Below are 25,711 nucleotides of genomic sequence, written 5' to 3' on the forward strand. Positions count from 1 at the left end.
TTGAATGAATCAACCTCTGGTTGATATATTAATATTAAATAAAACTCTTGACTTTGACGCAGCGTCAGCTGATAGAATTAAGATACAGTCTGAAAGGAGTGATAAAAATGGAATACAGCACTCATGAATTGTCCCGCCTGGCGGGAATCAGTGCCAGAACTCTGCGGTATTACGATGAGATTGGGCTTTTGCGGCCCTGCCGGACAACGGCGGCTGGATATCGTTTCTATGGAGAAAAAGAAGTGGAACTGCTGCAGCAGATTTTATTTTACCGGGAACGGGGCCTGGAGCTCGGCACCATCCAGGAGATCATTTGCCGGCCGGATTTTGATGTCCTGGAAGCGTTGAACGGCCACTTGTCCGCCCTGACGCAGCAAAAAGAACGGCTCAACATTCTAATTCAGACTGTGAAGCTTACCATTGCCACAATGAAAGGAGAAAGTAAAATGGATGACACCATGAAATTTGAAGCATTTAAAAAACGCCTGATCGATGAAAATGAAAAAACCTATGGAAAAGAAATCCGAGAAAAATACGGAGATGAGGAAGTGAATTCATACAATCAAAAAATTCTCGGACTGTCCGAGAAAGAATATGAACAATTGAGGAATCTGGAAACAACGATACGAGACCGATTGGAGGATGCCGTACGTTCCGGCATAAAGCCCGAAAGCGAAACCGGCCGCGAGGTCGCCTGCCTGCACCGCGACTGGCTGGGCTATACCTGGAAGAAGTATTCCCCCAGGATGCATAAAAGCCTCACAGACATGTACGTCCTCGACGAGCGGTTCAAAGCCTATTATGATAAGGAAGTAAAAGGCTGTGCGGATTTTCTGATGCAGGCAGTCAAATACTGGATAGAAGATTAAAAACAGCGGCCCGCCGCGGGTCATTTATCCTTCATTTTCCAAAACACAGGGATATAAAGGACCCAGGTCACAAGACAAGCGGCACACGCCGCCGCCACCAGCATGTTGACCCAAAAAACGGACATCTGAGGCAGGAATACAAGCACCAGCAGCACTGCAAACAGGACCGTAGTGCAGACTTTTCCAAAAAAATGCGCTCCGTCCAGCATCCTGCCTTTACGCAGGTATATGATTCCCATGATGCCCATGAAGCTTTCCTTTACCGCGAGTATCACCAGCAGAATCCACACCTGCCGGTATCTGCTGCACAGGCAGAATACGACTACAATATGGGTCATCTTATCCGCAATGGGATCCAGCGCCTTTCCAAGCCTGGATATCATATGGTACTTTCTGGCAATCTTTCCGTCCAGCATGTCGGTCAGGGCGGAAATAAAAAGCACAAGGGCCGCCGTCTGATAGCCTCTGACTGTCTTCGCGTTCAGATAAATACAGGCGAATACCGGAAGCAGCGCCAGCCGGAAAAAACTCATCATATTGGGAATGGTAATTATTTTGTTGTATTCTTCTCCGTTCTCTTTCATCTGTCTCATTACCTTCTTATCTGCAGCAGTCTTCTGTTATGTCCTATTTTACCACATATCCTTCTTATCGTCACCCCGTCCTCTTGCTCCGCCTGTTTATATGAAAGAAATAGACCAGACAGAGACTGATCTGAAGGACCGTGGAGGCAGGAGTAGCGAGGCCTATTCGAAACAGGGACGCGTGTTCCGTCCGGCTCATGATATATGACACAGGAATCCTGACCAGAAACGCTCCCACAATTCCCTGGACCATGACAAAGGTGGTCTTTTCCCTCCCGTTGAAATACCCGATAAAACAGAACAAGAACGAAACCAACAGGGTATCAATGGCATATGCCCTCAGATAATCGGCAGCAGCGGCAGCGACGTCTGCATCTTTGGCAAACATGCCGGCCAGAAACTCTCCGTGGAAAAAGGAGAGGTATGACATTACCACTCCAAAGACAAAGGATGAAAGCATCCCGCAGACCATGGCACGAACTGCCCTGTCGTTCCTTCCGGCCCCGATGTTCTGCGCCGCAAATACGGACATGGACTGCATATAGGAAGACGGCACCAGCATGATAAACACACAAAGCTTTTCAGCCACGCCGACCCCTGCCGACGGTATGACGCCCAGAGAATTCACAATCGTGATAATGGCAAGAAAAGAAAGACTCACCAGCCCGTCCTGAAGGGCTATGGGAAATCCCAGCCGGAGTGTCTTTGCCACTACCTCTTTCCGGAAACGAAGATTCCTCCTTGTAAAACGAAAGAGCAGTCCCTTTTTTTTCACAAGGAGAAGGCATAAGACCACGCTGACGGACTGGGCCGCCACTGTCGCAATGGCGGCTCCCGCCGCCGCCATGCGGAATACGGCCACCAGCAGGAAATCCCCCACGATATTGACTGCACAAGCCGCAAGTACTGTATACAGAGGCGTTTTGGAATCCCCCATTCCCCGGAAGATACTTCCCAGCACATTATAAGCCACAATGAATGCAGAACCCGCGGAGCATATCCTGACATATTCTACGGTTTTATCAAACGCCTCTTTCGGAGCGTGCATAAAAGCAGAAAAGGGAACCGCTGCCGCCACCATAACTATGGTGATGAAAACCGCCAGCACGGAAAAAATAAAAATGGCGCCGCCTATGACATTTCCAGCCTCTTCTTCTTTTTTCTGCCCAATCTTCTGTCCCAGCAAAATAGTGGTCCCCATGGACAGCCCGGTAACCACCGAAGTTATGGTCTGCATGATCTGGCTTCCCGTCGAAACCGCGGAAACATCCGCAGCAGTGCCGAACTGCCCGACGATCAGAAGATCAGCAGCTCCGTACATCGCCTGTAAAAGAAGCGCAAACAGCACCGGCATCGCAAACCGGAAAAGCTGCGCCAGAATTCCGCCTTCTGTAAATCCAGCGTTCTGTCCGGTTATCACTTCTCTGTTTCTCTGAATCTCTTTCCTCCGCATCTCTCTTTTCCTCCCGGATTTTGTGAAAAAACAAATTAGGTAAGCCCTTTTCAAATTCCTTTTCTCTTCACACACGACGAGGCTTGCATACCTTGGCAGCACTGCGGTACAGCTCTGCAGTTCTACAGAACAAAAAGCCGGATAAAACAGCAGGCATCCCAGCCTGCCATCTTATCCGGCTAAACACTTCTTTCGAGTGGTCACCCTCCGATGAACGAAACATATTATAGCAAAAATGTATTTTCCAGTCAAGCGGTATCAAACGGTCCCCATCCTTGCTTTATTCCGCCGTGCTCCGATACTGCCTGCAGCGCAGCCATGCAGCCAAGGATACGACAGCAAACACCCCGGCGTCTGTAATCAACACCGCAGTCACATGTTTTACATGTCCGAGGCAGAACAGAATCGTGAAAATCTCCACCGAAAGCACCACAAAACACAGGAAATTAGACAGATAATCTGCCGCTACATCGCTGTAAAAGCCATTCAGCCTCAGGCTCCTCCAGATGAACGGCCTCAGGAAAAAACGAATCACAACGCAGGCCGCCGTATATACAAAAATAAACTCACTGGCTACCTGGGTCGTCGCCGCCTCCCCATTCCACTGGATAGGGATCTTTTCCGGAAGAATAGAGTACGAGCATACAGCGGCCAGCAGGCAAAGGGCGGTGAGCACCGCCCAAACTGCGCAGCCGCCCCACAGGCAGAAAAATGATACCGTATCTGAACCATACTTCTCCCTATTGTGTTCTACATATTCATTCAGATTCTCCACATACTGTTCCACATTCAGGCTTTCGTAGCCGCTCTCCTGCCGTTCAAGCATCTGTTCACATATGTGCTTGGACTGTTCCAGTCCCTGTATTCCGTCTTTCAGCTTCTGTTCCTGCCGGCGGAGCACCTCAGGCAGCCGGCTCTTGCCGGACTTAAGGCTCCGTATTTCTTCCACCGGTATATCGATACTGCGTAAAAATGCGATTTTCTTAATTTCTTTCACATCCTCCGGCGAGTAATCCCGGTAACCGTTCCCCTCGTTCCTGGCAGGCGTGATCAGCATCTCCTTTTCATAAAAGCGAATATTGGAACGGGATAGCCCTGTCAGCTCCTCTGCCTCTTTGATCGTCATATGAGTCACCGTCCTTTATCTGTTTGCCAAAATCGTACACTATAAACCAGGTTTACAGTCAAGGAAATCCAAAAAATCCTCTTGTTTTTTCCGGGATTTTCTATCTTCTTCTGCCGTCAGGCGCTCACATGCCATCGGACGCCTTTTTTTTGCCGTCTCATGCTTCGTTCTGCAGGCGGCGCAGTCTCCATGATAAGCGCATTTTCTTCGTTTACACGGGCAATCCTGTCTGTATTGATTCATTCTGTCCTCCCTGCATATTTCCTGTAGAACGATTATATCACACCTGTATCTGCCATACTACTTCCGTTTTTTGTAAATTCAAGGGTTCTTCACGGAGCCTGAAACGAAGCACCCACGTAGAACCAGTTTACACACACAGAAGTTCTGGCGCCGCCCATGGAAACAAACGTGCTGATCTCACACATGGACCACAGACTGTCCGCCGGATTCTGCTGGCGCAGACGGATCCAATGCATTTCCTGAGACTGGCTGTACACAAGGTCATCCAGGACCAGTACTCCGGTAACCTTTGTATTATCGTTTGTCTGCGTTTCAATGGAGCTTCCGCTGTAAATACTGACACGCCGTATATCCGTTAAGACCGGCACTGCAGAATCTTTCGGCCGAACGGAAATGCGGATGGATGAAGAAGAAGTATTCTGCACTGTCATGATAAGATTCTCCATCGGGATATCCAATGAACTGCCTGTTGCAGACAGATTTGTATTGTAATATTCCATATTTGATTTTAGATTCGGGCTGAGAATCTCCTGATCATCTGTTTTGAAGCTCACTTTATAACCGGTCGGGGTATCTTCTGTCACCGTAATCTCCGGCGCCGGACCGGTAGCCCCAGTGAGGCCGGTGCTGCCCTTCTCTCCCTGTGGTCCGGCAGGGCCTATAGGCAGTACAAAGTCCAGAGTGATCCCATCCTCCGCAGGATCTGCCGTCACCTTTGCTGCGTCTCCGGAATCCACGGTTCCGACCGCGATATTGGGCGTCTCTCCCTGTTCTCCTTTCGGACCAGTCTCTCCCTTCTCTCCCTGTGGTCCGATCTCTCCTTCCGGACCCTCCGGTCCCTGGGGTCCGGCAGGGCCTACAGGCAGTACAAAGTCCAGAGTAATCCCATCCTCCGCAGGATCTGCCGTCACCTTTGCCGCATCTCCGGAATCCACGGTTCCGACCGCGATATTGGGCGTCTCTCCCTGCTCTCCTTTCGGACCAGTCTCTCCCTTCTCTCCCTGTGGTCCAGCCTCTCCTTTCGGACCCTCCGGTCCCTGGGGTCCGGCAGGGCCTACAGGCAGTACAAAGTCCAGAGTGACCCCATCCTCCGCAGGGTCTGCTGTCACCTTTGCCGCGTCTCCGGAATCCACGGTTCCGACTGCGATATTGGGCGTCTCTCCCTGCTCTCCTTTCGGTCCAGTCTCTCCCTTCTCTCCCTGTGGTCCAGCCTCTCCTTTCGGACCCTCCGGTCCCTGGGGCCCTGCAGGGCCTACAGGCAGTACAAAGTCCAGAGTGATCCCATCCTCCGCAGGATCTGCCGTCACCTTTGCCGCATCTCCGGAATCCACGGTTCCGACCGCGATATTGGGCGTCTCTCCCTGCTCTCCTTTCGGTCCAGTCTCTCCCTTCTCTCCCTGTGGTCCAGTCTCCCCTTTCGGACCCTCCGGTCCCATAGGACCCTGTTCTCCCTGGGGGCCCGGACATCCTTTTTCTCCTTCTGGTCCCTGAGGACCGGTTTCACCCAGAAATCCCTGCTCCCCCTGGGGGCCTTGTTCTCCCTGAGGTCCGCGTTCTCCGGGCTCTCCTCTGTCGCCCTTTGGTCCAGCGGGTCCGGCAGGGCCGGAATCGCCCTTCGGGCCAATCGGACCGTGATCTCCCTGAAGACCGATCGGTCCTGGGATCCCTTGTATTCCTTGAGGACCCATAAACCCAGGATCACCCTTTGGGCCGGCATCTCCGCGTACACCCTGGGGGCCGCGCGTTCCCTGCAGACCTGCCATTCCTCTTGGTCCGACAGGCCCCTGACATCCCATGTCCCCTTTCATTCCCTGTGTTCCCTGGGGGCCGCGTTCTCCCCTGGGTCCCTGAGGACCCTGCGGACCTGGAAGTCCTTGCGGGCCTTGAGGGCCCTGCTCTCCCTGTGGTCCCTGCAGCGCTGCATTGTTTTCATTCTGCGCCGGGCAGGAATTGCATCTATTTACATAATTACTTCCATAACAACTCATTTTATACTCCTTAATCGAGGTTTACATGATATATTCCAATACGATTCTGCCATTTCCATACAAGCTGTATCTATTGCCAGGTCCTGAATCTGCCTGTTATTTATAATACGCAGCGTCCTCTTTTCTTGCCACGTTCGGAATAAGTCGGCATTCTTATTTTACGAAATCAACAAAAATCAGAAGATCTGGATACAGAAAAACCCCGGAAACCATATGGTTCCGGGGTTTTGAGTCTTTTTATCGATTAAATCCAGCCAATTACCTCTTGCTGAACTGAGGAGCACGTCTTGCTGCCTTAAGACCGTATTTCTTTCTTTCCTTCATACGAGGGTCTCTGGTCAGGAAGCCTGCTTTTTTCAGAGCCGGGCGGTAATCGCCGTCTGCCTGAAGAAGCGCTCTGGAAATGCCGTGACGGACAGCTCCGGCCTGGCCGGTGAAGCCGCCGCCTCTTACGTTCACCATCACATCAAATTTTCCTTCTGTCTCGGTGGCCGCGAAGGGCTGGCGTACCACTACCTTCAGCGTTTCAAGACCGAAATATTCGTCGATGTCTCTCTTATTTATTGTAATCTTGCCGGTTCCTGCTGTCAGGTAAACTCGTGCAATAGATTTCTTTCTTCTGCCTGTTCCGTAGAATTTTGAATTAGCCACTGTAATTTCCTCCTTTCAGTACCTTCCGATTAAAATGTCAGAGCTTCCGGTTTCTGAGCCTGCTGCTTATGATCAGGTCCAGCGTACACATGAAGCTTGCTATACATTGCTCTGCCTAAAGGTCCCTTGGGAAGCATTCCCTTAACAGCCAGCTCGATAACCTTCTCCGGCTTCTTCGCCATCATTTCCTTCAGTGTGGTCTCTTTCATGCCGCCCACATATTCGGAATGGTTATAATAAATCTTCTGGTCCATTTTCTTGCCGGTTACTTTTACTTTTTCAGCGTTTACGACAATCACATAATCTCCGGTATCGATATGAGGAGTGAACGTAGGTTTGTTCTTTCCTCTCAGGACTGCTGCCACTTCAGATGCCAGACGTCCTAATGTATATGCGGAAGCGTCAACTACATACCATTTTCTCTCAATGGTCGACGGGCTAGCCATAAATGTTTTCATTGGTTTGACCTCCTTGGATTTCACCTTTCAAATATTCAATCTCGCGAATCTGTGCTTCTATTTCCACGGCAGAAAACAGTATTCCGGGGCTTTGGTTACTTATTATCCGCCAATAAATAGACATACGTTTATGGACACTGTTCCAGTGTCACAGCCTTTACATTATATTACACTATGTGGGGTGTGTCAATGCTTTTTTGTCCGTTTTTTGAATGATTTTCCAGCCCTGGAGGTCTCCTGATTTTTCCACATGCACTTGTTATACAGTAAAAAATAAAGGGCTAGATTATTCCACTACAAGATAATAGAAACAATAAGCGATGTCAAAATAACAAAGTGTCTGTTGTTGGTTAATTGTCTATATATAAACGCAAATTACTGCGCGAATATTTGGTGTGAAAAACATTTATATATATAATATTTTTATTTATATTGAAAAAAGACAAATTATAATGTATAATATATATATATTGCATAATTAATTACAATAGAAGAGATGGTAATACGAGATAATAGGTACACACATAACATGACTGATAATAACAAAAGCCTTGAAAACATTAGAAAGTTAGTATTGTTCGCTAGTATTTATGCGGGTGCAAATGAGTGTAACAAAATGGAGTGGCAATGTTTACAAGATTTTTTATAAAAGGAGGGGCATTATGAAAAGAACATTATCAGTTGTATTATGTTTAATGATGTTGATGTTATTATCATTTACAGCATTTGCAGAAGAATCATCAGATACAAATTGGGATAGTATTTCAGAACAACGTTATCAGTACTTAGATAGCACTTCCAGAGACATATGGGACGATATGACTTACGAAGAAAAGCTAAATGCGTCCCATATTCCGGAAGAAAAATTAATATCCATGACGGATCAACAATTATTATGGGCAATAGACGATTATCCCTTTTTGGTGAATATTTTATTGTTTGATTCATACCGTGACGGATACGAAAATCTTCTAGAAAATTGTGATGCTTTGCGAGAACTTGTATCAAGAGAAAATGCGTTTTGGAAATATTTGAATCACTATAACAGCTTAAATGTCCCCAAAAGTGTTGATGCGGTCAATGCATATGGAGATATTGCGGACTTAATTTACGCAGAAATTATTTTGGCTAATATGGAAGACGTTGCTGCATTTAGTGTACAAGAAAAAGTAAGTGTGTTAGAGGTTATCCAGGAGAAACGTGAAGAAAAAGCTTCAGTTCCTGAGATTTTTGGTGGAGATATTTGTACACTGTATGAAAATGAAACAGGAATTGCAGATACTGTTTTTAGAGCTTCTTATAATGGTCCCTATACCATTGTTTCGCTGAAAGGAAAATCTATCAGTGGATATAAATTATCTAGCATTGATTACACAACTGCTGAAAGCGATAGCATTTGTGCAGATATAAGGGATAGCTATACAAATATTACGATTTCGGGCGCAGCAACTCGCAAATATAATTGTCATTCTTATGCCTGTTATAAGAGATCGACATCAAATACGTATTGGGTGGAAACAGCACCGACAGGTTGTGGATATACAAGAAGAGATACAGCTGTAAATGGTGGGGCTATTTATTACGCTTCAGGATCGCCTCATTCCGGAGTAGTTCACGCTGTTTCTGGAGGTACTTCTGTTCTTGTTAAATCAAAGTGGGGGAATGGACCTTTAGTACAGCATGGGACGTCTAACTGTCCCTATGGCAGTTCCGTATTATATTACGATTAAGGTTGCTGGATATGGAGAGAAATAAGTTTCTTTTTGCTTTGGTTATTATAGCTGCATCAGTTACGATAAGTTCTTGTGAAAATAAAGAATCAAATATTATGGACACGGAAAAGGAAACAGGAAATCTTTCGGCGGAGAATGAGCAGGCATGGGAAGGATGTTATCAGTACAAGGAATTGGTCCGGCCTGGAAAAGAGTTCATAGTGGGGCCGAAGGTACTAGATTATGAGACAGATTACTATGAAAATGCAGTATATGTAGTATCGAAAGAGGAAACTCGTTTCTATTGTGAATCCCGGGCTGATGAGGATGGTTTTACAGACGGATTTCTCAAATATGCCGATGATTTTGATGAAACGGTTTTGGATGAGGAACTTGCGGAGACTTTGAATTACTGTTTCTTAAAATTTCGGGAGACAGAGTTCAATAAATTAGAAGCAGACTTTAAAGGTTCAGAAGAAGCGTGGTCATTGTTCTCTGATCCTGACTTGAAATTTGATATGGAGGATTTTATTGGAAATAAAGTTCGCTTATATCCTTCAGGAAGTGAATTATGCCGTCTGTTGGAATGTTGGATTGTAGCAGGAGAAGGGAAAATCTATGTTGTAAAGCGGACAGATGTTACAATGTGGGAGAGGTATGGCGCGGATAAATGACAAAACCGAGAAGAGTAAATTAATTCTTGGATGGATAGATACCAAATGTGAATCTATACCTTTGAAGATCATTTTTAGCTAATTCCGACTAAGCTCCGGTTAAGCACCGACAGGAGTTCCGGTCCGTCACGATTTCGGTTCGCTGGCGATGCAGGGGCCGCTTTATCCCTGCTCCGGCAGTACCGCTCACATGTCGACAGGAAATCTTTATGATTTCCTGTCTCCTGTTCCCTCAGAAACGGAATCGGATTTTCCGTTTCTGCCTCCCTCCGCCTGGGAAACACCGGCCGCTGCTCTGCAGCGCTCTCCTTTAGGCCGGCCCGGAATCCTTCTGCCGGTGCCCTGCCTGCCGCACTGTACTGGACAAATTTCATTTCATAGATTTCAGAAAAGGAGTGGATGGACACACGGCCCGCGCGCCTTACGGCAGCGGGCCGCGGTGAGCCGCCTCAATGGCTTTCAGAACAAGTGAGCGCTTATTTCGGTGCGGAAGAAAAAGCAGGAGGAACGATCCGCTTCCATCGTAAGGGGAGCGCCGCAGGGACGTTAGCAGAATCTTCCCGGCCGCAGGGAGGCAAAAATCGCATATCATGCGGATTTTTGTTGGAATCTGACATGGAAAAATATCGATTTATCCATGTCAGTTGGAAAGGACCGGCCGGAGGCCGCAAAGATTCTGGTTACGGCTGCCAGCGAGCTGCCTTGATGGAAGCGGATTTCCTCCTGCCCTACAAATCTGACCAAGAAAACTTGTTTGAAAGATCTTTAAAGGTATGCATTCAAAAAAGCGAAAACGCGTAATCACACATCTTTCACCTCTTCACATTTTTACAGCTGTTAAAAACCAGGCTGCACTATATAGGGTGTGTCAATGCTTTTTTGTCCGTTTTTTGAATGATTTTCCAGCCCTGGAGGTCTCCTGAGGCCGCCGGACACAGATGATACGGTCCTGCCGTCTCCTCACCGTTACCGGCGTTTTCCTCCCGCACCCACAGCTCCTCGGCGCCGTCGCGGAAAGCCTGTTTCGCGGTCCGGACAATCATCCGCTCCCTCTCCTCTTCACGGCAGGAGTGGATGACCATATAGACCCTCCTCTTCTCTTCCAGCTCCGCCTGATACAAGGAATAGTCGATCCAGCGGTTGGTGTTCCGCAAAAGCGGCTCCGGCTTTTTCCCAGGCAGAATGGAAATCAGCGTCAGGCCCATGGCCGGAGCTTTGACCCCGGCCATCCTCCTGTCTCTGGCATTTAATATCTCCTCCATATGGCCGGGAGGATAAGCGCCCCGCCCAACCTCAATCAAGGTCCCTGCGATGATCCGTACCATATTGTACAGGAACCCGTTTCCGGTCAGACAGATCGTGATCATGTCGCCGTCCTTCGTCACCGAAGCCTCATATATCTTCCGAATCGTATCCTCCGCCTGGCTGCCCGCCGAACAAAAACTTGAAAAATCGTGCTCTCCCACCAGGCAGACCGCCGCCTCCTGCATCTTCTCCACATCCAGAGGCCAATGGACAAAATAGGAATCCCGTCTTCTGACCGGGTTCGGAAACCGGCGGTTCAGTATCTGGTATTCATATGTTTTTAAAGAATTGCACTTTCTGGGATGATAAAAAGCATCCACTTCTTCTGAAGACTGCACAACAATATCCTCCGGCAGCCTCTGGTTCACCGCATAGCAGATCTTTTCCGGAGGAATCTTCGTTTCTGTATCAAATACGGCAATATTACCGAGAGCATGTACACCGGAATCTGTCCGGCTGGCTCCGATCACATGGATATCCTCCCCTGTCAGCTCCGACAAGGCTTTGTTGAGCACTTCTTCAATGGTCACTCCGTTGGGCTGGTACTGCCAGCCGCAGTATTTGGTGCCGTCGTAAGCCACCGTAAGCTTGATCCGCTTCACAGGACCGGCCTCCTTTCCTGTACAACCGGTATTATAAGAAAATCTTCAGCAGGATGATACACAGAAGAAATCCCAGCAGGACCAGATAAGCGGCCCGGTCCCCCGCCGCGTACCGGAGAGGTTTCATTTTTGTCCGCCCTTCTCCGCCATGATAACATCTCGCTTCCATGGCCATGGCCAGGTCAGACGCTCTTCGGAAAGCAGAGATAAAAAGAGGCACAAGGAGAGGGATCATCGCCTTAGCTTTTTTTATCAGTCCGCCAGATTCAAAATCCGCTCCTCTGGCCATCTGCGCCTTCATGATCTTATCCGTTTCCTCCACCAGAATAGGAATGAAACGGAGAGCGATGGACATCATCATCGCAATCTCATGGACCGGCACCCGCACCACCTTCAGAAAGCGAAGGCTCCGCTCCAGTCCGTCGGTCAGCTGATTCGGCGTAGTCGTAAAGGTCAGCAGAGAAGTCCCCATTACCAGAAAAATCAGCCGTACTGCCATCATACCTGAACGTGAAAGGCCTTCACGGGTAATCTTAAAGACCCAGAATTGAACGAGGACTTCGCCGCTTGTCAGGAATAGGTTGAACACCACGCTGAACAAAAGCAGGAAAATCACCGGCTTCAGTCCTTTTACGATATGCTTCACCGGCACTCTGGAGAGCCGGATCGTGCCGAACAGGAATACTGCTGCCAGGATATAGCAGAAAAGATTGTCCGCCGCAAAAAGGGCGGCGATCAGCACAAGCGTTCCAAACAGCTTTGTTCTGGGGTCCAGTTTATGGACAGGAGACTGTACCGGATAATACTGGCCCAAAGTAATATCTCTCATCATGAGCGTTTATTTCTCTCTTTCTTTACCAAGAGTGCAGAGAATCGCTTCTTCTGCCTCTTCCACGGTAATCACGTCTGTCTTCATGGGAAATCCCGCATCCTTTAAAGCATGGGCAATATAAGTCACCTGCGGTGCCGCAAGTCCCATCTGCTCCAGCTCTTTATAATGTGCGAACACTGCTTTCGGCATATCGTTGAAAACCAGTTCCCCGTGATTCATCACCATGATTCTGTCCACATATTTCGCCACATCCTCCATGCTGTGGGATACCAGGATGACGGTCATCCCCTGTTCCCGGTGCAGCCTCACGACCTGCCCCAGAATCTCATCCCGCCCTTTGGGATCCAGCCCAGCCGTCGGTTCATCCAGTATGAGCACCTCCGGCTTCATGGCCAGCACTCCGGCGATGGCCACTCTCCTCTTTTCCCCTCCCGACAGCTCAAAGGGAGACTTCTTATAATAGCTCTCTCCGATTCCGACCAGGGACAGAGCCTCTTTCGCCCGTTCCTCCGTCTCCTCTTTGGAAAGCCCCTGGTTCTTCGGCCCGAAGCACACGTCTGTGAAGACATCCACTTCAAAAAGCTGGTGCTCAGGATACTGGAACACAAGTCCTACCTTGCTCCGCAGCTCCTTCATGGAAAATCCTTCCGCATAAATGCTGCTTCCGTTATATCGGATATCACCAGAGGTAGCCCTCATCAATCCGTTCAGATGCTGGATCAGCGTGGATTTGCCTGATCCGGTATGTCCGATCAGTCCGATGAATTCACCATCCTGTATCTCCAGGTTCACATCATGCAGGGCATCCGTCTCCATGGGTGTCCCTTCGCTGTATTTGTACTCCACATGCTCCAATATAATTGCCATGTCATTTCCTCACTCGCTGTGCTTCCTATATGTGTCCATGATCTCTGTCACAAACTCCTCCACGGTCAGAATGCATGGCCGCATTGGCACACCCTTTTTTCTCAGCTCATAAGCCAGCTCCGTCACCTGGGGCACATCCAGCCGATATTTTTTCAACTCCTCCACGCGGCTGAAAATCTCCTCCGGCGCTCCTTCCATGACAATCTCTCCCTCGTCCATTACGATGATCCGGTCCGCGTGAATGACTTCTTCCATATAATGGGTGATCAAAATGACCGTTATTCCCTTTTTCTCATTCAGTTCCATCACCGTGCGGATGACCTCCCGCCGCCCGTTGGGATCCAGCATGGCTGTGGGCTCGTCCAAAACGATACATTTAGGCTCCATGGCCATGACTCCCGCAATGGCCACTCTCTGTTTCTGTCCGCCTGACAGGCGGTTGGGTGAATGAGTGCGGTATGCGCTCATCCCCACTGCTTTCAGGCATTCATCGACCCGTTTCCAGATCTCATCTGTGGGCACGCCGATATTCTCCGGTCCAAATCCCACGTCTTCCTCTACCACGCTGGCGATGATCTGATTATCTGGATTTTGAAACACCATTCCGGCAGTCTGCCGGATATCCCAAAGGTTATCCTCCTCTAGAGAATCCTTACCCCCGATCCATATGGTGCCTTCAGTCGGCAGCAGCAAAGCATTCATATGTTTGGCAAGAGTGGACTTGCCCGATCCGTTATGTCCCAGGACAGCCACGAACTCTCCCTCTTTAATATCCAAGCTCACGTTCTTGACCGCTTCGCTGACTTCTTCTATTTTTTCCTCTTCATCACGTTTTATATAGTTATATACCAGATTCTTCGTCTTAATGATGCCCATAAGCCACCGTCAACTTCCATCGGAATTTCGTTTACATTCTTTCAGACCCTTATTGTACTCGATTCCCTATGAAAAATCAAGAACAATGTATACCTCCTGCCCTTTCACTCCAGAGTCTGCGGCGCAATAGGCTGTAGAAGCTTACCCCGCCGGATATACTGCTCCAGCACCAGGTTGGCGCTACTCACGGCTTCTTTATCCTCAGGCAGCATTGTCACCAGAATCTCTGCTCTGCCTCTGCCTTCTATCGCCTGCTCTCTCACCTTTTTCCGCAGGGCGCTCAGGAGCAGCTCCGGCTTGTAGATGATTTCCCCATTCAGCACCACCGCCTGGATATCCAGAATATTGACCATATTTACGATCAGCGACGACAGATAGCCCGCCTCTTCCCCTATGGCAGATAGGCCGGCTTCGTCACCGGCCTCGGCAAGATGCACAATCTCTCTCCAGCTGTCAAGTCTCCCGTCTTTTTTCTCTGCAGCTTTCACGATATTGGGGATGGACGCATATAACTCGGCGCATCCTGTATTCCCACAGCTGCATTTTGGCCCGTGAATATCAATGGTCATATGCCCGAACTCACTTCCTCCTCCTTCCGGCCACAGGCTTCCTCCCAGGATCAGGCCTCCTCCCAGTCCGTTATCCACCAAAAGCTCCAGAAAGTTTTCATATTTCCCTTTCAGCCCAAACCGGTTCTCTGCCAGAGCATAAGCGCTGGCGTTCTGCTCCAGGAAAACAGGACAGGAAAATTCCTTCCTATAATAATCCGCTATCTCCACACCCTGCCAAAGCGGGAAATTCGGCGGATTCAATATCTGCCCTCTCCTGCTGTTGAGCGGCCCCGGCGCCATGATTCCCATTCCCAGAAGTTCTCCCTCCGGTTTTTTCTCCCTTATCATGGCCTGTATTCGTTCCGCAAAAAAACCCATTGCCTCTCTGCTGTCTCCGTCGACACCGGCTCCCCTATACCGCTCCGATATGAGCGGTTGTCCGGAAAAATCACACAGTGCCAGTGTGGCACAGTTTCGTTCCAGGCACAGGCTTATGATATGATAACGGGAACCATTGAGACCCACAGCCACAGGCTTTCGGCCTACGGAGCCCGCCACAGGGTCATATTCCCGGACCAGCCCTTCTTCCAGCAGTTCGTCCATGATTCTGCTCACACCCGCTCTGGTCAGTCCTGTCCTCCTGGAGAGCTCCGCTCTGGAAAGAGGTTCCCTGCTGATATGATCCAGAATCCTTCCCCTGTTGTTGTATTTCATTTCTTCCGCATTGATCGTCGTCCGCGCTCGCATCTCCACCATCCACTTATTTTCATTGCCGCATTATACATATGTTCCAATTTTCTGTCAATTTTAATACTATTTTTGCATAAACTCTCCATCCATTTGTCAATTCAATTGACAATCAATTCCTTCCCATGATATAGTTGTCTTAACTATATTTACCATAAAAAGTCATACTTCAGGAGGAATTCTGCCATGAAACGTTCTGAGATCAACAAGGCGATCAAAGCCATGGAGGCTCTCATAAAAGAGCACCGTTTTGAGCTCCCCCCCTTCTTCGGCTGGACACCGGAGGAATGGAAGGGCAAAGATCACGAATACGATGAGATCCGTGACAACATGCTTGGATGGGATATCACCGATTACGGGGAAGGGCATTTTGATACCCTTGGCTTTTCCCTCGTCACCATCCGCAACGGAAACCAGCATAAAAAGGATCAATATCCCAAAGTTTATGCCGAAAAGCTTCTGATGGTAAACGAAGGGCAGTACGCCCCGATGCATTTTCACTGGACTAAGATGGAGGATATCATCAACCGCGGCGGCGGAAACGTTTTGATCCGCGTATATATGGCCGACCGGAATGATGAGGGAAAATATTCGGACGAGGATGTGACTGTCCATACCGACGGACGCAGATACACCGTCCCCGCCGGCACCCAGGTCCGCTTAAAGCCCGGAGAAAGCATTACCATTTATCCGTATATGTATCACGATTTCAGTGTAGAATCCGGAACTGGCGCCGTATTGATCGGAGAAGTCTCCATGTGCAATGATGACAATACGGACAACCGCTTTTACGAAAAACTGGGCCGTTTTCCTACCATCGAAGAGGATGAAGCGCCTTACCGCCTGCTCTGCAATGAATATCCCAAAGCAGAATAACATCGGCACATATGTACTTTAAGGCTCAGCAGACCGAGGCAAAGTCGATTTTCGGCTCCTCCGCAGCAGCCTTCGGCTTCATGATCACCGGGCGGAGACCGTCGCTGCAGCTGCAGATGGCCACGCCCGGTTTTCTGATCCAGCCGCCATAGCAGAAAACTTCGTCACAGAAACCGTCCGGCCAATTCCTCATCCAAGAATATCTTTTTTCACATCCAGGGCCTTGAACCCTTCCCCGAATACTTCATTTGTCTCCATGACCATAACAAAAGCATCACTGTCGACCTGATTTATCAGACGCCGCACTTTATACGCCTCCACTTTGGAACAGGCGCATAAAAGTACCTCCCGCTCTTCTTTGGAATAGGTCCCGACCGCCCGGATCATCGTCGATCCCCTCTCAAAGCTCTCACCGATCCCAGCTGCGATATCGCTTCCCCTTCCGGATATGATGATGACCAGCTTTCCCGCTCCGGTCCCGTACATGATCTTATCGATCACAATAGAAGCCATAAAAGTCGATAAAAGACCGTACAGGACCGCATCCAGCTTTCCAAATACCGGCCAGCCAAGCAGGATCACCACCAGGTCGATGCTCATGGTCACCATTCCGATGGACAGGTGGGGCCTCAAGACCTTGATAGAGATAGTAAGAAAATCCGTGCCGCCGGAAGACGAACCGTGCATATAGAAAATAGCCAGCCCGGCGCCAAGACACACGCCGGAATACAGGGCCGCCATGATCGGGCTTCCGGTATATATGGGAAAATGGGGAAATATCACATCCAGAAATATGGTGCAGACTGCCATGGAGAAGAAGGATTTCGCCAGGAACTTCTTCCCTACAATCTTATAGCTCAGCAAAACAAGGGGCACGTTGAGCAGCAAGGTGGTCACACCTATGGGAAGGCGGAACAGATAATTGGCCATCAGGGCCAGACCGGAGATTCCTCCTGGCGCAAAATCCGCGCTTTTCGCAAAAAAATAAATCCCAAGCGCATATAAAAACCCGCCGGCCAAGTCTCCTGCCAGGCTTAAAAGGATGTCCCTGCCCTGCTTTGCTTTCAGATTCATGAAATATCCCGTTCCTTTCCCGGAAAGTGCCCTCAGCCCCTTCCATTTCTTTTATTATATCATGTAACTTCAAACATGGGAAAGGGGGAAAAGAAAACTTTGTATACCTTCAAATCCCATGCACATAAAAGACGCCGCGGTATAGAGACCGCGGCATCTTTCTCAATTTTATAGTGTCTGATAAAGCTCTTTTACTGTTTCACGGATCAGGCAATACTTCTCATACTTCTCCTGATAATCATTTTCCAGAACATATTCTCTTGCTGTCCTTACAAATACCTCCGCGGCTTCTTCATAATTTTTATAAGCCCCGTCGGCCACCGCGCAGATCATGGCCAGTCCTGTGATGCCCGCGTCCGGATTGTCCAGGATATGAATGGGCCGGCGCAACACGTCGGCTTTCATCTGCATGAACAAAGGAGATTTGGAGCATCCTCCGGAAGCCACTATTTTATGGATGGGAAGCCTCACCTTTTGGAGCGTGTCAAAGCAGGTCCTGGATTCGAAGCAGAGCCCTTCCAAAAGCGCCCGGTACATCTGCGCCCGGCCCGTGTTCACATCCAGCCCGAGAAACACTCCCAGAGCCTGATTTGACGCGTCCATGCTCTTTACCCTGGAAAGATAAGGAAGAAAGTACACATCCCCTGAATCCGGCGCACAGTTCTCATTTGCCAGATCATAGATGCTCTTTCCCGCACTCTTTGGTTTCACCGGGACCTCTTTCCCGCCGCCCGTTCCTGAGGACAGCCCGCTTTTCCCCGCCTTAAAATCCGCGCCAAACTCGCTCACAAACCACCGTATGCTGGTGCCATGGGACAGCTGTCCAACCGGAATGATATACTGTCCCGGCTGGATATAAGGCTCAAAGCAAAGCTGATTTTCATAGAATGAATCATTAAAATTTTCTTTATGTATGATCAGATTGATACTTTCCGTGGATCCCTCGCCGGCCATGATATCGCCTGGATTCACGGCGCCTGATCCCAAAAGAGCGCTGCACTGATCATGGCAGCCCAAAACTATCTTCAGATCATATGGAAGCCCGGTTTCCTCCGCCAGCTCCTTCCGTATCTTTCCAACTGTCGCGCCTGTGAATGCCACCGGGGAGAACTTCTCCACGGGCACCCCGAATTTCTCCCCGATCTCCCGGGACCAGTCCAGGTTTCCAGCGTCAAACAGCATGGTCCTGGAGGCGCTGGACTGGTCGATCACCTTCTGCCCGGTCAGCATATATGTGATATAATCACCGAACATAAAATAATGAGCGGTCTTTTCCACGATTTCCGGCTGATGCTCTTTCAGCCAGATACAGCGGTTTAAGGTATACATCGGATTCACCGGCACACCGGTCAGTCCATGGAGATACCTGTCATTCATTCTGCCGCGGATATATTCCGTCGTTTCCGGTCCCCTCTGGTCCAGATAAGTGATCCCATTCCGGAGGACTCCGCCGTCCTTATCTACCATGACCACGGCTTCCCCAATCGAGGATACCGCGAGCATGCGTATCTCAACCTCCGGAGACACGGCTTCTGCCAGTGTCTCCTTTACCGCATTCCACACAGTGGCCGGATTCAGCTCCACCATTCCAGGCTCCGGGCTCTCAAAGCCATATTCTCTGCGGGCTATGGCAAGTATCTTCCCATTCCGGTCCACCAGAGCCGCTTTGCAGCCGGAGGTCCCCACATCAAGCCCAATATAAACCGCTTTCATACTTATATCCGAAACTGTGTCAGGATATCCAGCTTCTGCTCCGCCACTTTTTCCACTGCTGTCCTTGCGGTCTCCAGCGCGTCCGCGATATCGCAGCGGGCTCCGTGTTCTTTGTAGAACGCATAGAGCGCCTCGTTGTAGGCAATAAAGAAGTCGGTTCCGACGTTCAGCTTTGCAATTCCCATGCGGACCATTTCCGTTACGTCCTCATCCGGTGTCCCGGAGCCTCCGTGTACGACGATGGGGCAGGATACTGTATCGATCAGCTCCTTCAGCAGATCAAAGTTGATCTTAGGGGTATACTTATACACGCCGTGAGCCGTTCCAATGGACACAGCCAGGCAGTCGATTCCGGTATCCTTTACAAACCGTCTCGCGATCTCCGGATCTGTATAGCCCAGGGCGATTTCTTCCGGCGTTCTGTCCGCGTCGGAAATGGTGCCCAGCTCCGCCTCCACAGAGATTCCCCTGGCATGTGCTGCCTCTACCACCCGGCAGGTTTCCTTCACATTATAGTCATAATCCTCGGAGGCCAGGTCAATCATCACTCCGCTGTATCCCGCGTCGATGCAGAGCTTCGCCTGCTCATAGGAGCGTCCGTGATCCAGGCCCATTGCAATTTTTACCTTAGAATGGGTGGAAGCCACCTCAGCGATGGCGCGCATGTAATCCGCCCCGGCAAAGTCCACGTGCTTGTGATACGTCTGTACGATGATCGGAGCGTCTTTCCGGCTGGCCGCCGACACCAGTGCCTGCAGAATCTCCAGATTCAAAGCATTGAACGCTCCTATTGTGATCTTGTGCTCCTTTGCGTAGTTCAACAGTTCTACATAATTTGAAAGTGCCATTTTGAATTCCTTTCTCTGCCTTCTGAAGCAGACCTTTTCAAGTTCATGAATATTTGTCTTACAGGACAATCTCTATGTAATCCTCTTCCGGGAAATCACATACAATGCAGTCATTTCCATATACCCGCTCCGGCATCACGATCATCAGATGAAGCACGTCGTTGTGGAGAGGGTACGGGGACAGATGCCATACGCCTGTATTTAGTTTGACCAAAGTTCCCTTCGGCACGATAAACGCCTCTGTCTTTTCCGGCGTGATTATGTGTTTGGAGGGCGGTGCCACATGCATCACGGCATCGTCGTCCACAAAGAAGATTCCTTCTCCTGTCCAGTTATGGTATTCGGCCGCCTTGACCACCATTTTTTCCGGTCTGTTCACCGTCAGCGGAGAAAACGCGATCTGCTCTCTTCCGCTGACCGACATGGTCACCGGATCCGGGTAAAAGGCACTTTCTCCTCCGTCAAAACAATTTCCCGAAGGCTCCAGCATACTGGCAAAGCTGCCGTATGGACGGAAACCCTCCACTGTGAGGGGTTTTGCTTGAATCGTCCTCATCGTTTCTCCTTTCTTCCTGCTGTTATTTGGATTTTCCTTTTTCCTTCCTCATGACGTCAAAGAACACGGCCGCCAGGATGATACATCCTTTTGTGATATTCTGCACATACCAGGGCACCTGCAGCATACTCATACCGTTTGCGAGAACGCCAAGCACGATGGCGCCGAGCAGGGTGCTGCCGATTCTTCCTTCACCGCCCAGGTAGCTGATGCCGCCCAGGTAACAGGCCGCTACCGCGTCAAACTCCATTGCATTGCCGGTGGTGGGCTGTCCCGTCGTGATTCGGGAACATGAGATGATCCCGCAGACAGCAGCCAGAAAGCCGGAGATAGAGTACACGATCCAGGTTACTTTCCTGATCTTGATGCCGGTGAAGCGGGCCGCCTCCCGGTTTCCGCCGATAGCGTAAACACAGCGCCCGAATTTTGACTTGCCGAGCAGAAGGAACATGACAACAAAGATGACCAGCAGGTAGATCACAGGCAGAGGAATGACGTTGAACAGATACCCGTTGCCCAGCTGGCCGAACGCAGGATCCACATTGATCATATTTCCTCTTGTGATGACGTAGCAGCCGCCGCGGCCGATCAGCTGAGTGGCCAGAGTGACCACAAAGGGAGGCAGGGATGTATTCGCCAGCAACGCTCCGTTGAAGACGCCGAACAGAGAGCCGGCAGCCAAAGCGCCGAGGATGGCCGCCCAGAACGGAAGGCCCACGCTGGACAGCAGCCATGCACAGAAACAAGACGTGAATCCGATGACAGAGCCCTGCGAAAGGTCAATCCCGTTGATGATGATGCAGAGTGTCATACCAAAACCGATAATACCGGTAATGGAAATCGACCGCATGATATTAAACAGGTTCTTTACCTGCAGGAAGTTCGGCTGCAGGATGGAAATAATGATACACATGGCGATCAGACCGATCAACATGCCAATGTTGTTATTGAGATACTGTTTCACCGGATTTGTCTTCTTCACAGAAACAGCTTTTGCTTCACTCATGATTCAATTCCTCCTATCGCATACTGCATAATGGTCTGCTCCGTGATCTCATCCCTTGCGATCTCTCCGGTGATCTTTCCCTCCCGCAGCACATAAATACGGTCACAGAGATTCATAACCTCCGGCATTTCCGAAGAAATCAGGATAACGCCTACGCCCATTTCTACAATCTCATATATCAATTTATAAATTTCCTGTTTCGCACCAACGTCAATTCCTCTTGTGGGCTCATCCAGGATCAGTACCTTGGGGTTTGTAACAAGCCATTTTGCCAAAACCACCTTCTGCTGATTTCCGCCGGACAGATTGACTACCTTGGCGTCATAGGACGGCGTCTTTATTCTGAGACGTTTCCCAATGTTCTCAATAGTCTCGTCGTTCAGCTTCTTATCCAGCTTGATCCCTTTGATGATCCTGCTCAGAATCGGAAGGGTGATATTGAATCCAACTGTCTGTTTCAGAATCAATCCTTCATATTTCCGGTCCTCCGGCGCCAATACGATCCCTTCCTGGGTGGCTTCCGTCGGATTATTGATCACGATCTTTTTTCCGTCCAGGATCACCGATTCCTTGGTGCTCTTATCGATTCCAAGAAGAGCCCGCATAAGCTCGGAGCGTCCTGCTCCCATCAATCCGTAAAAGCCCAGAACCTCTCCTTTTCTCAGCTTGAAGCTCGCGTCAAATACCCGGTCGGAATTTATATGGTTCGCTTCCAGGAGCATTTCTCCGGGATTCGTCTTATGAGGCGGATAAACGTTCTGGATGTCACGCCCGACCATCATATTGATCAGCTCCTCGTACGGCAGCTCCTTCGTGACCCTGGTGCCGATATATTGGCCGTCCCGCATGACCGTGATCCGGTCGCAGATTTCAAAGATCTCATTTAGTTTATGGGAGATAAAGATGATGGTAACGCCCTTCTTTTTCAGCATCCGCATGATATCCATCAGACGCTCCACTTCCGCCGTGGCCAAAGAAGCCGTAGGTTCATCCATCACCAGGATCTTTATCTCCTCTGACAGGGACCGGCATATCTCTACCATCTGCTGCTGTGCCACGCTCAGCCTGGAAACGGGCGTATCCGGCTGAAGCTCATCCATGCCGATTAGCTTGAGGAGTTTTGCCGTTTCCTCCATCATGCCGGAATCATCCACAAAATATTTGCTTTTGGACGGAAACTTCCCCATAAAAATATTCTCGGCCACCGTCATATTCTTGGCGAGACTCAGCTCCTGATGGATCACGCTGATGCCATGCGCCCTTGCCGTTATGACATTGTCCATCTTCACAGGCTTTCCATCAATGAATATCTCCCCGCCGTCCGGCTGGTAGATGCCCGCGAGGATTTTGATCAGGGTGGACTTTCCGGCGCCGTTCTCACCGATAAGGGCGTGTATTTCTCCCTTCTCCACCTCAAAGTGAATGTCGTCAAGCGCCTTCACACCGGGGAAGACCTTGTTGACGCCCACCATTCTCAATGCAAGTTCACTCATTTCGCTTACCCCTTCATCGAATAAATTCAGGGCGGAATGCCAAGCATCCCGCCCTGCTGTTTGATTGATTTGTTACACTGCTGCACGTGAGGTCTGCGGAATTTTAGAATCCTTCGTATGTACTGGCGTTGTCCTTATTTACTTCCTTGCAGTCCAGATTTTCCAACTTCTCAACATCCTTGCCGTTCAGATAATCCAACGCGTTCTTTACGCTGTGGATACCCAGATCTTTGGGGAGCTGTGCCGCTGTCGCGAGCAGATAACCGGATTCAATCAGTTCAACCGCGTTGGTCGTGCCGTCTACGCTAGTAACTTTTACATCGCCGGGCTGATATCCGTTGGACTGCAGCGCGGAGCAGATGCCGATCGCAAACACGTCGCCGGTGGTGAACACGCCTGACAGGTCAGGATTTGCCTGACAGATATTCTCCATAAGCGTAAGAGCTTCCTCTGTGGTAGCGTTCTGTACGATCTCTTCCTGTACGATTTCTACATCGGGGAATTCTTTTTCGATCAGGTCATACAGAGCCTGTTTCCTGTCGTTTACTGCTTCGCTTCCGGTAGTGGTGATAGTCGCGATCTTTCCTTTTCCGCCGATGCCTTCCAGAAGCGCGCGCCCTGCGATCTCGCCTGCGCTGTAGTTATTGGAAACAACAGTGGAGACAACCGCGTCTGTCTCGCCTGCAGGAGTATCCATACATACTACAGGAACGCCTGCTTTTGCAGCTTCTTCCAAAGCCGGGATGATGGCGTTGGAATCGATGGGGATACAGATGATGGCTTTACATCCCTGAGATACCAGATCGGCTATCTGGTCCATCTGCTTCTGGGAATCGCCGGAAGCATCTGTCACGACTACGGAAGCCGTAGGGTCATACTGTTTCACGCCTTCTTCCACGCCAGACACACATGTCGCATAGAAAGAGTTCTGGGCATTAGGTACGGCACATCCGTATTTTCCGCCCTCACTGCCGCCTTCTGACTTGGCAGCCGTAGTCTCGTCAGCCTTGGCCGCGGTAGTCGTCTCATCCTTTTTGGCTTCTGTCGTCTTCTCTTCCTTCTTGGCAGCCGTAGTCTCATCCGCTTTCTTGCTCCCGCAGCCGGCCAATACAGATGCGACCATAGCCAGACACATCAGTAAACACAAAACCTTTTTCTTCATGAAAATACCCTCCTTTTTACATTTCTTGTCGTTTTCATGACAACGAACAAAACCAAACACTTTGCACATAAAGCTTGCTTTAATGTTCAACTTTGTTGTATTTACATACAAACAATATCATATTTCTTGTCCTGATGCAACACTTTTGCACAAGAAAATTGTTGGTTTTATTATTTTTTTATATTATTTCAAACATATCCAAACACATACAAACATCTGCAAACTTGTCAGAATTGTTTGCCCGGATATCCAAAGTGCTTCAGCATCACGATGTCCGCATTATCGCTGGGATTCGCGACCATTACACCCCTCTTTGCCGCCGGCTCCGATACAAAATATTCGTCGCAGGTCAGCTGATCATAACGGATACAGGCAGGCGTCTCAATGGGAAGCCCGTCTATGGTCCCGTTCCCCTGCATCATGATAAATCCATAGGCTCCTTCGTCCTGAATCATGACCGAGGCCCCCGGCTTTACGACAAGGCGCTTTGCACAGAACTCTTTTGATCCATATACGATCCACTCCTCATAATATCCCTTTTCTTCCATAGCTCCCACATCTCCCGCCGGAACCGGCTCATGATAATGATGCTCTTTAAAATCCAGGTCTGTATTGGCCTCCCAATCCAGACAGCTGATCAGATAATCCCAATCACCTTTTTTGTCGGCCGGGACTTTGTCCCAGAGCATAAAATCATCCGCTGCCAGATCATTATTCAGGTTCTGCATGAAGATGGAACAGTCGCTCATATACTGAGGCTCATATGTCACCAGAGAACCGGGAGCATGAAGGATACCGGCGGGCACATCCCACCCGGTGCCCAGCTTAAGCTTATAAGCTCTGGAAAGCTCCAGAATACCGTTGTCTTCACAGTCCCATTTCTCCAGATAAGCTTTAAGCTCTGCTCTCGTAAGGTGAGGGTCCAGTCCGAAATAAGTATACCCCGCCTTATAGTCATATGCATTCAGCTCCACCGGATAATAATATGCCTCCGGTTTTTGTGCCACCCCGACCAGAACCGCCTGTTCCTCCATCAAATGCACATGATGGTTGATGGGCACAGAGAAATCATAGAACTTTGCAAAGAAAGTCATTTTTCCGCGTTCCTTCATGATCCTTTCTCCCAGAAGCTCGTCACCGATCAATTCCACGGCCTCTCGCAGCTGAACCTTCTCCACGCCATTCGCCGTCGGGCATACAATGAAGCTGAGTCCTTCGTCCGGCCCTGTGGTCTCACCGTTGTCCGCCATGCCTGTGGAAGCAAACCATCTCTCACATACCGGCCCGGCCTTCAGTCCTCTGGGATACAGGTCCCTCACATCAAGCTTCATCCTCCTTCCGGCCGGCAGCGTCGTCCTCGTCACCCAGCAGGGGGCGAGGCGGAGGATTCCTCCTGTCCGTTTCATCTCCTCCTTCAGTATTTTTCTTTTTTCCTCAAGCTTCAT

The 25,711-nt window shown here is 49.6% G+C and carries 27 protein-coding genes; 5 read left to right on the forward strand and 22 right to left on the reverse strand.

The features are described from left to right. The first annotated feature begins 107 nt into the window (after positions 1-107). Positions 108-869 (forward strand): MerR family transcriptional regulator, encoded by a 762-nt coding sequence (locus LQE92_RS04455; RefSeq protein WP_231061782.1) that lies wholly within the window; start codon positions 108-110, stop codon positions 867-869. 20 nt (positions 870-889) lie between these two features. Here the strand turns inward: LQE92_RS04455 and LQE92_RS04460 are convergent, their stop codons facing one another. The 7 genes from LQE92_RS04460 to rplM form a co-directional block, all read right to left on the reverse strand. Continuing rightward, on the reverse strand, positions 890-1,453 hold the full coding sequence (locus LQE92_RS04460; RefSeq protein WP_231061783.1) for a CDP-alcohol phosphatidyltransferase family protein: 564 nt from the start codon (positions 1,451-1,453) through the stop codon (positions 890-892). 70 nt (positions 1,454-1,523) lie between these two features. Beyond that, positions 1,524-2,906: an MATE family efflux transporter gene (locus LQE92_RS04465; RefSeq protein ID WP_231061784.1), complete on the reverse strand. Its 1,383-nt coding sequence runs from the start codon at positions 2,904-2,906 to the stop codon at positions 1,524-1,526. Positions 2,907-3,186: 280 nt separating this feature from the next. Beyond that, complete coding sequence (locus LQE92_RS04470; RefSeq protein ID WP_231061785.1) at positions 3,187-4,032, reverse strand: MerR family transcriptional regulator; 846 nt, start codon at positions 4,030-4,032, stop codon at positions 3,187-3,189. 39 nt (positions 4,033-4,071) lie between these two features. Continuing rightward, complete coding sequence (locus LQE92_RS04475; RefSeq protein WP_231061786.1) at positions 4,072-4,275, reverse strand: hypothetical protein; 204 nt, start codon at positions 4,273-4,275, stop codon at positions 4,072-4,074. Between the two features lie 89 nt (positions 4,276-4,364). Further along, entirely contained in the window at positions 4,365-6,263 is a 1,899-nt protein-coding gene (locus LQE92_RS04480) for a collagen-like domain-containing protein (protein ID WP_231061787.1), read from the reverse strand. A gap of 258 nt (positions 6,264-6,521) precedes the next feature. Continuing rightward, entirely contained in the window at positions 6,522-6,914 is a 393-nt protein-coding gene (gene rpsI, locus LQE92_RS04485) for a 30S ribosomal protein S9 (protein WP_147595121.1), read from the reverse strand. A 29-nt stretch (positions 6,915-6,943) separates the two neighbouring features. Further along, the gene (rplM, locus tag LQE92_RS04490) at positions 6,944-7,372 is read right to left on the reverse strand and encodes a 50S ribosomal protein L13 (RefSeq protein ID WP_231061788.1); all 429 of its coding nucleotides are present in this window, start codon (positions 7,370-7,372) and stop codon (positions 6,944-6,946) included. Between the two features lie 662 nt (positions 7,373-8,034). Here rplM and LQE92_RS04495 point away from each other — a divergent pair. After that, entirely contained in the window at positions 8,035-9,102 is a 1,068-nt protein-coding gene (locus tag LQE92_RS04495; protein ID WP_231061789.1) for a hypothetical protein, read from the forward strand. Between the two features lie 98 nt (positions 9,103-9,200). Then, positions 9,201-9,758: a hypothetical protein gene (locus tag LQE92_RS04500; protein ID WP_231061790.1), complete on the forward strand. Its 558-nt coding sequence runs from the start codon at positions 9,201-9,203 to the stop codon at positions 9,756-9,758. A 74-nt stretch (positions 9,759-9,832) separates the two neighbouring features. Here the strand turns inward: LQE92_RS04500 and LQE92_RS04505 are convergent, their stop codons facing one another. Continuing rightward, entirely contained in the window at positions 9,833-10,132 is a 300-nt protein-coding gene (locus tag LQE92_RS04505) for a hypothetical protein (RefSeq protein WP_231061791.1), read from the reverse strand. A gap of 241 nt (positions 10,133-10,373) precedes the next feature. On the opposite strand from LQE92_RS04505, the gene LQE92_RS04510 reads away from it, so the two are divergent. Then, positions 10,374-10,559: a hypothetical protein gene (locus LQE92_RS04510; RefSeq protein ID WP_231061792.1), complete on the forward strand. Its 186-nt coding sequence runs from the start codon at positions 10,374-10,376 to the stop codon at positions 10,557-10,559. Positions 10,560-10,612: 53 nt separating this feature from the next. Here the strand turns inward: LQE92_RS04510 and truA are convergent, their stop codons facing one another. From truA to LQE92_RS04535, 5 genes are all read right to left on the reverse strand, one after another. Continuing rightward, positions 10,613-11,665: a tRNA pseudouridine(38-40) synthase TruA gene (truA, locus tag LQE92_RS04515; protein ID WP_231061793.1), complete on the reverse strand. Its 1,053-nt coding sequence runs from the start codon at positions 11,663-11,665 to the stop codon at positions 10,613-10,615. A gap of 31 nt (positions 11,666-11,696) precedes the next feature. Continuing rightward, entirely contained in the window at positions 11,697-12,497 is an 801-nt protein-coding gene (locus LQE92_RS04520; RefSeq protein WP_231061794.1) for an energy-coupling factor transporter transmembrane component T family protein, read from the reverse strand. Between the two features lie 6 nt (positions 12,498-12,503). Then, a complete protein-coding gene (locus LQE92_RS04525; RefSeq protein WP_231061795.1) occupies positions 12,504-13,364 on the reverse strand; it encodes an energy-coupling factor transporter ATPase in 861 nt (286 codons plus the stop codon). A 9-nt stretch (positions 13,365-13,373) separates the two neighbouring features. After that, on the reverse strand, positions 13,374-14,240 hold the full coding sequence (locus tag LQE92_RS04530) for an energy-coupling factor transporter ATPase (protein WP_231061796.1): 867 nt from the start codon (positions 14,238-14,240) through the stop codon (positions 13,374-13,376). 104 nt (positions 14,241-14,344) lie between these two features. Further along, a complete protein-coding gene (locus tag LQE92_RS04535) occupies positions 14,345-15,547 on the reverse strand; it encodes an ROK family transcriptional regulator (RefSeq protein WP_231061797.1) in 1,203 nt (400 codons plus the stop codon). A 177-nt stretch (positions 15,548-15,724) separates the two neighbouring features. Here LQE92_RS04535 and LQE92_RS04540 point away from each other — a divergent pair, with 177 nt between their 5' ends. Continuing rightward, on the forward strand, positions 15,725-16,414 hold the full coding sequence (locus LQE92_RS04540; RefSeq protein ID WP_231061798.1) for a D-lyxose/D-mannose family sugar isomerase: 690 nt from the start codon (positions 15,725-15,727) through the stop codon (positions 16,412-16,414). 25 nt (positions 16,415-16,439) lie between these two features. Here the strand turns inward: LQE92_RS04540 and LQE92_RS04545 are convergent, their stop codons facing one another. The 9 genes from LQE92_RS04545 to LQE92_RS04585 form a co-directional block, all read right to left on the reverse strand. Next, positions 16,440-16,607 (reverse strand): hypothetical protein, encoded by a 168-nt coding sequence (locus LQE92_RS04545; RefSeq protein WP_331001231.1) that lies wholly within the window; start codon positions 16,605-16,607, stop codon positions 16,440-16,442. Then, a complete protein-coding gene (locus LQE92_RS04550; protein WP_231061799.1) occupies positions 16,604-17,488 on the reverse strand; it encodes a YitT family protein in 885 nt (294 codons plus the stop codon). The genes LQE92_RS04545 and LQE92_RS04550 overlap by 4 nt, the downstream gene beginning before the upstream one ends. Before the next feature lie 168 nt (positions 17,489-17,656). After that, positions 17,657-19,201 (reverse strand): FGGY-family carbohydrate kinase, encoded by a 1,545-nt coding sequence (locus LQE92_RS04555; protein ID WP_231061800.1) that lies wholly within the window; start codon positions 19,199-19,201, stop codon positions 17,657-17,659. A gap of 2 nt (positions 19,202-19,203) precedes the next feature. Continuing rightward, positions 19,204-20,049 carry a class II fructose-bisphosphate aldolase gene (locus LQE92_RS04560; RefSeq protein ID WP_231061801.1) on the reverse strand — a complete coding sequence of 282 codons (846 nt, stop codon included), beginning with the start codon at positions 20,047-20,049 and terminating at the stop codon, positions 19,204-19,206. 58 nt (positions 20,050-20,107) lie between these two features. Further along, entirely contained in the window at positions 20,108-20,605 is a 498-nt protein-coding gene (locus LQE92_RS04565; RefSeq protein WP_231061802.1) for an ureidoglycolate lyase, read from the reverse strand. Positions 20,606-20,627: 22 nt separating this feature from the next. After that, positions 20,628-21,611, reverse strand: coding sequence for an ABC transporter permease (locus LQE92_RS04570; RefSeq protein WP_147595132.1), 984 nt, complete (start codon positions 21,609-21,611; stop codon positions 20,628-20,630). After that, positions 21,608-23,104: a sugar ABC transporter ATP-binding protein gene (locus LQE92_RS04575; protein WP_231061803.1), complete on the reverse strand. Its 1,497-nt coding sequence runs from the start codon at positions 23,102-23,104 to the stop codon at positions 21,608-21,610. The genes LQE92_RS04570 and LQE92_RS04575 overlap by 4 nt, the downstream gene beginning before the upstream one ends. 103 nt (positions 23,105-23,207) lie before the next feature. Further along, positions 23,208-24,266 carry a sugar ABC transporter substrate-binding protein gene (locus LQE92_RS04580; RefSeq protein WP_231061804.1) on the reverse strand — a complete coding sequence of 353 codons (1,059 nt, stop codon included), beginning with the start codon at positions 24,264-24,266 and terminating at the stop codon, positions 23,208-23,210. 227 nt (positions 24,267-24,493) lie between these two features. After that, the gene (locus LQE92_RS04585) at positions 24,494-25,711 is read right to left on the reverse strand and encodes a hypothetical protein (RefSeq protein WP_231061805.1); all 1,218 of its coding nucleotides are present in this window, start codon (positions 25,709-25,711) and stop codon (positions 24,494-24,496) included.

This window comes from Lientehia hominis (genome assembly GCF_021044755.1).
Classification (GTDB): domain Bacteria; phylum Bacillota; class Clostridia; order Lachnospirales; family Lachnospiraceae; genus Lientehia; species Lientehia hominis.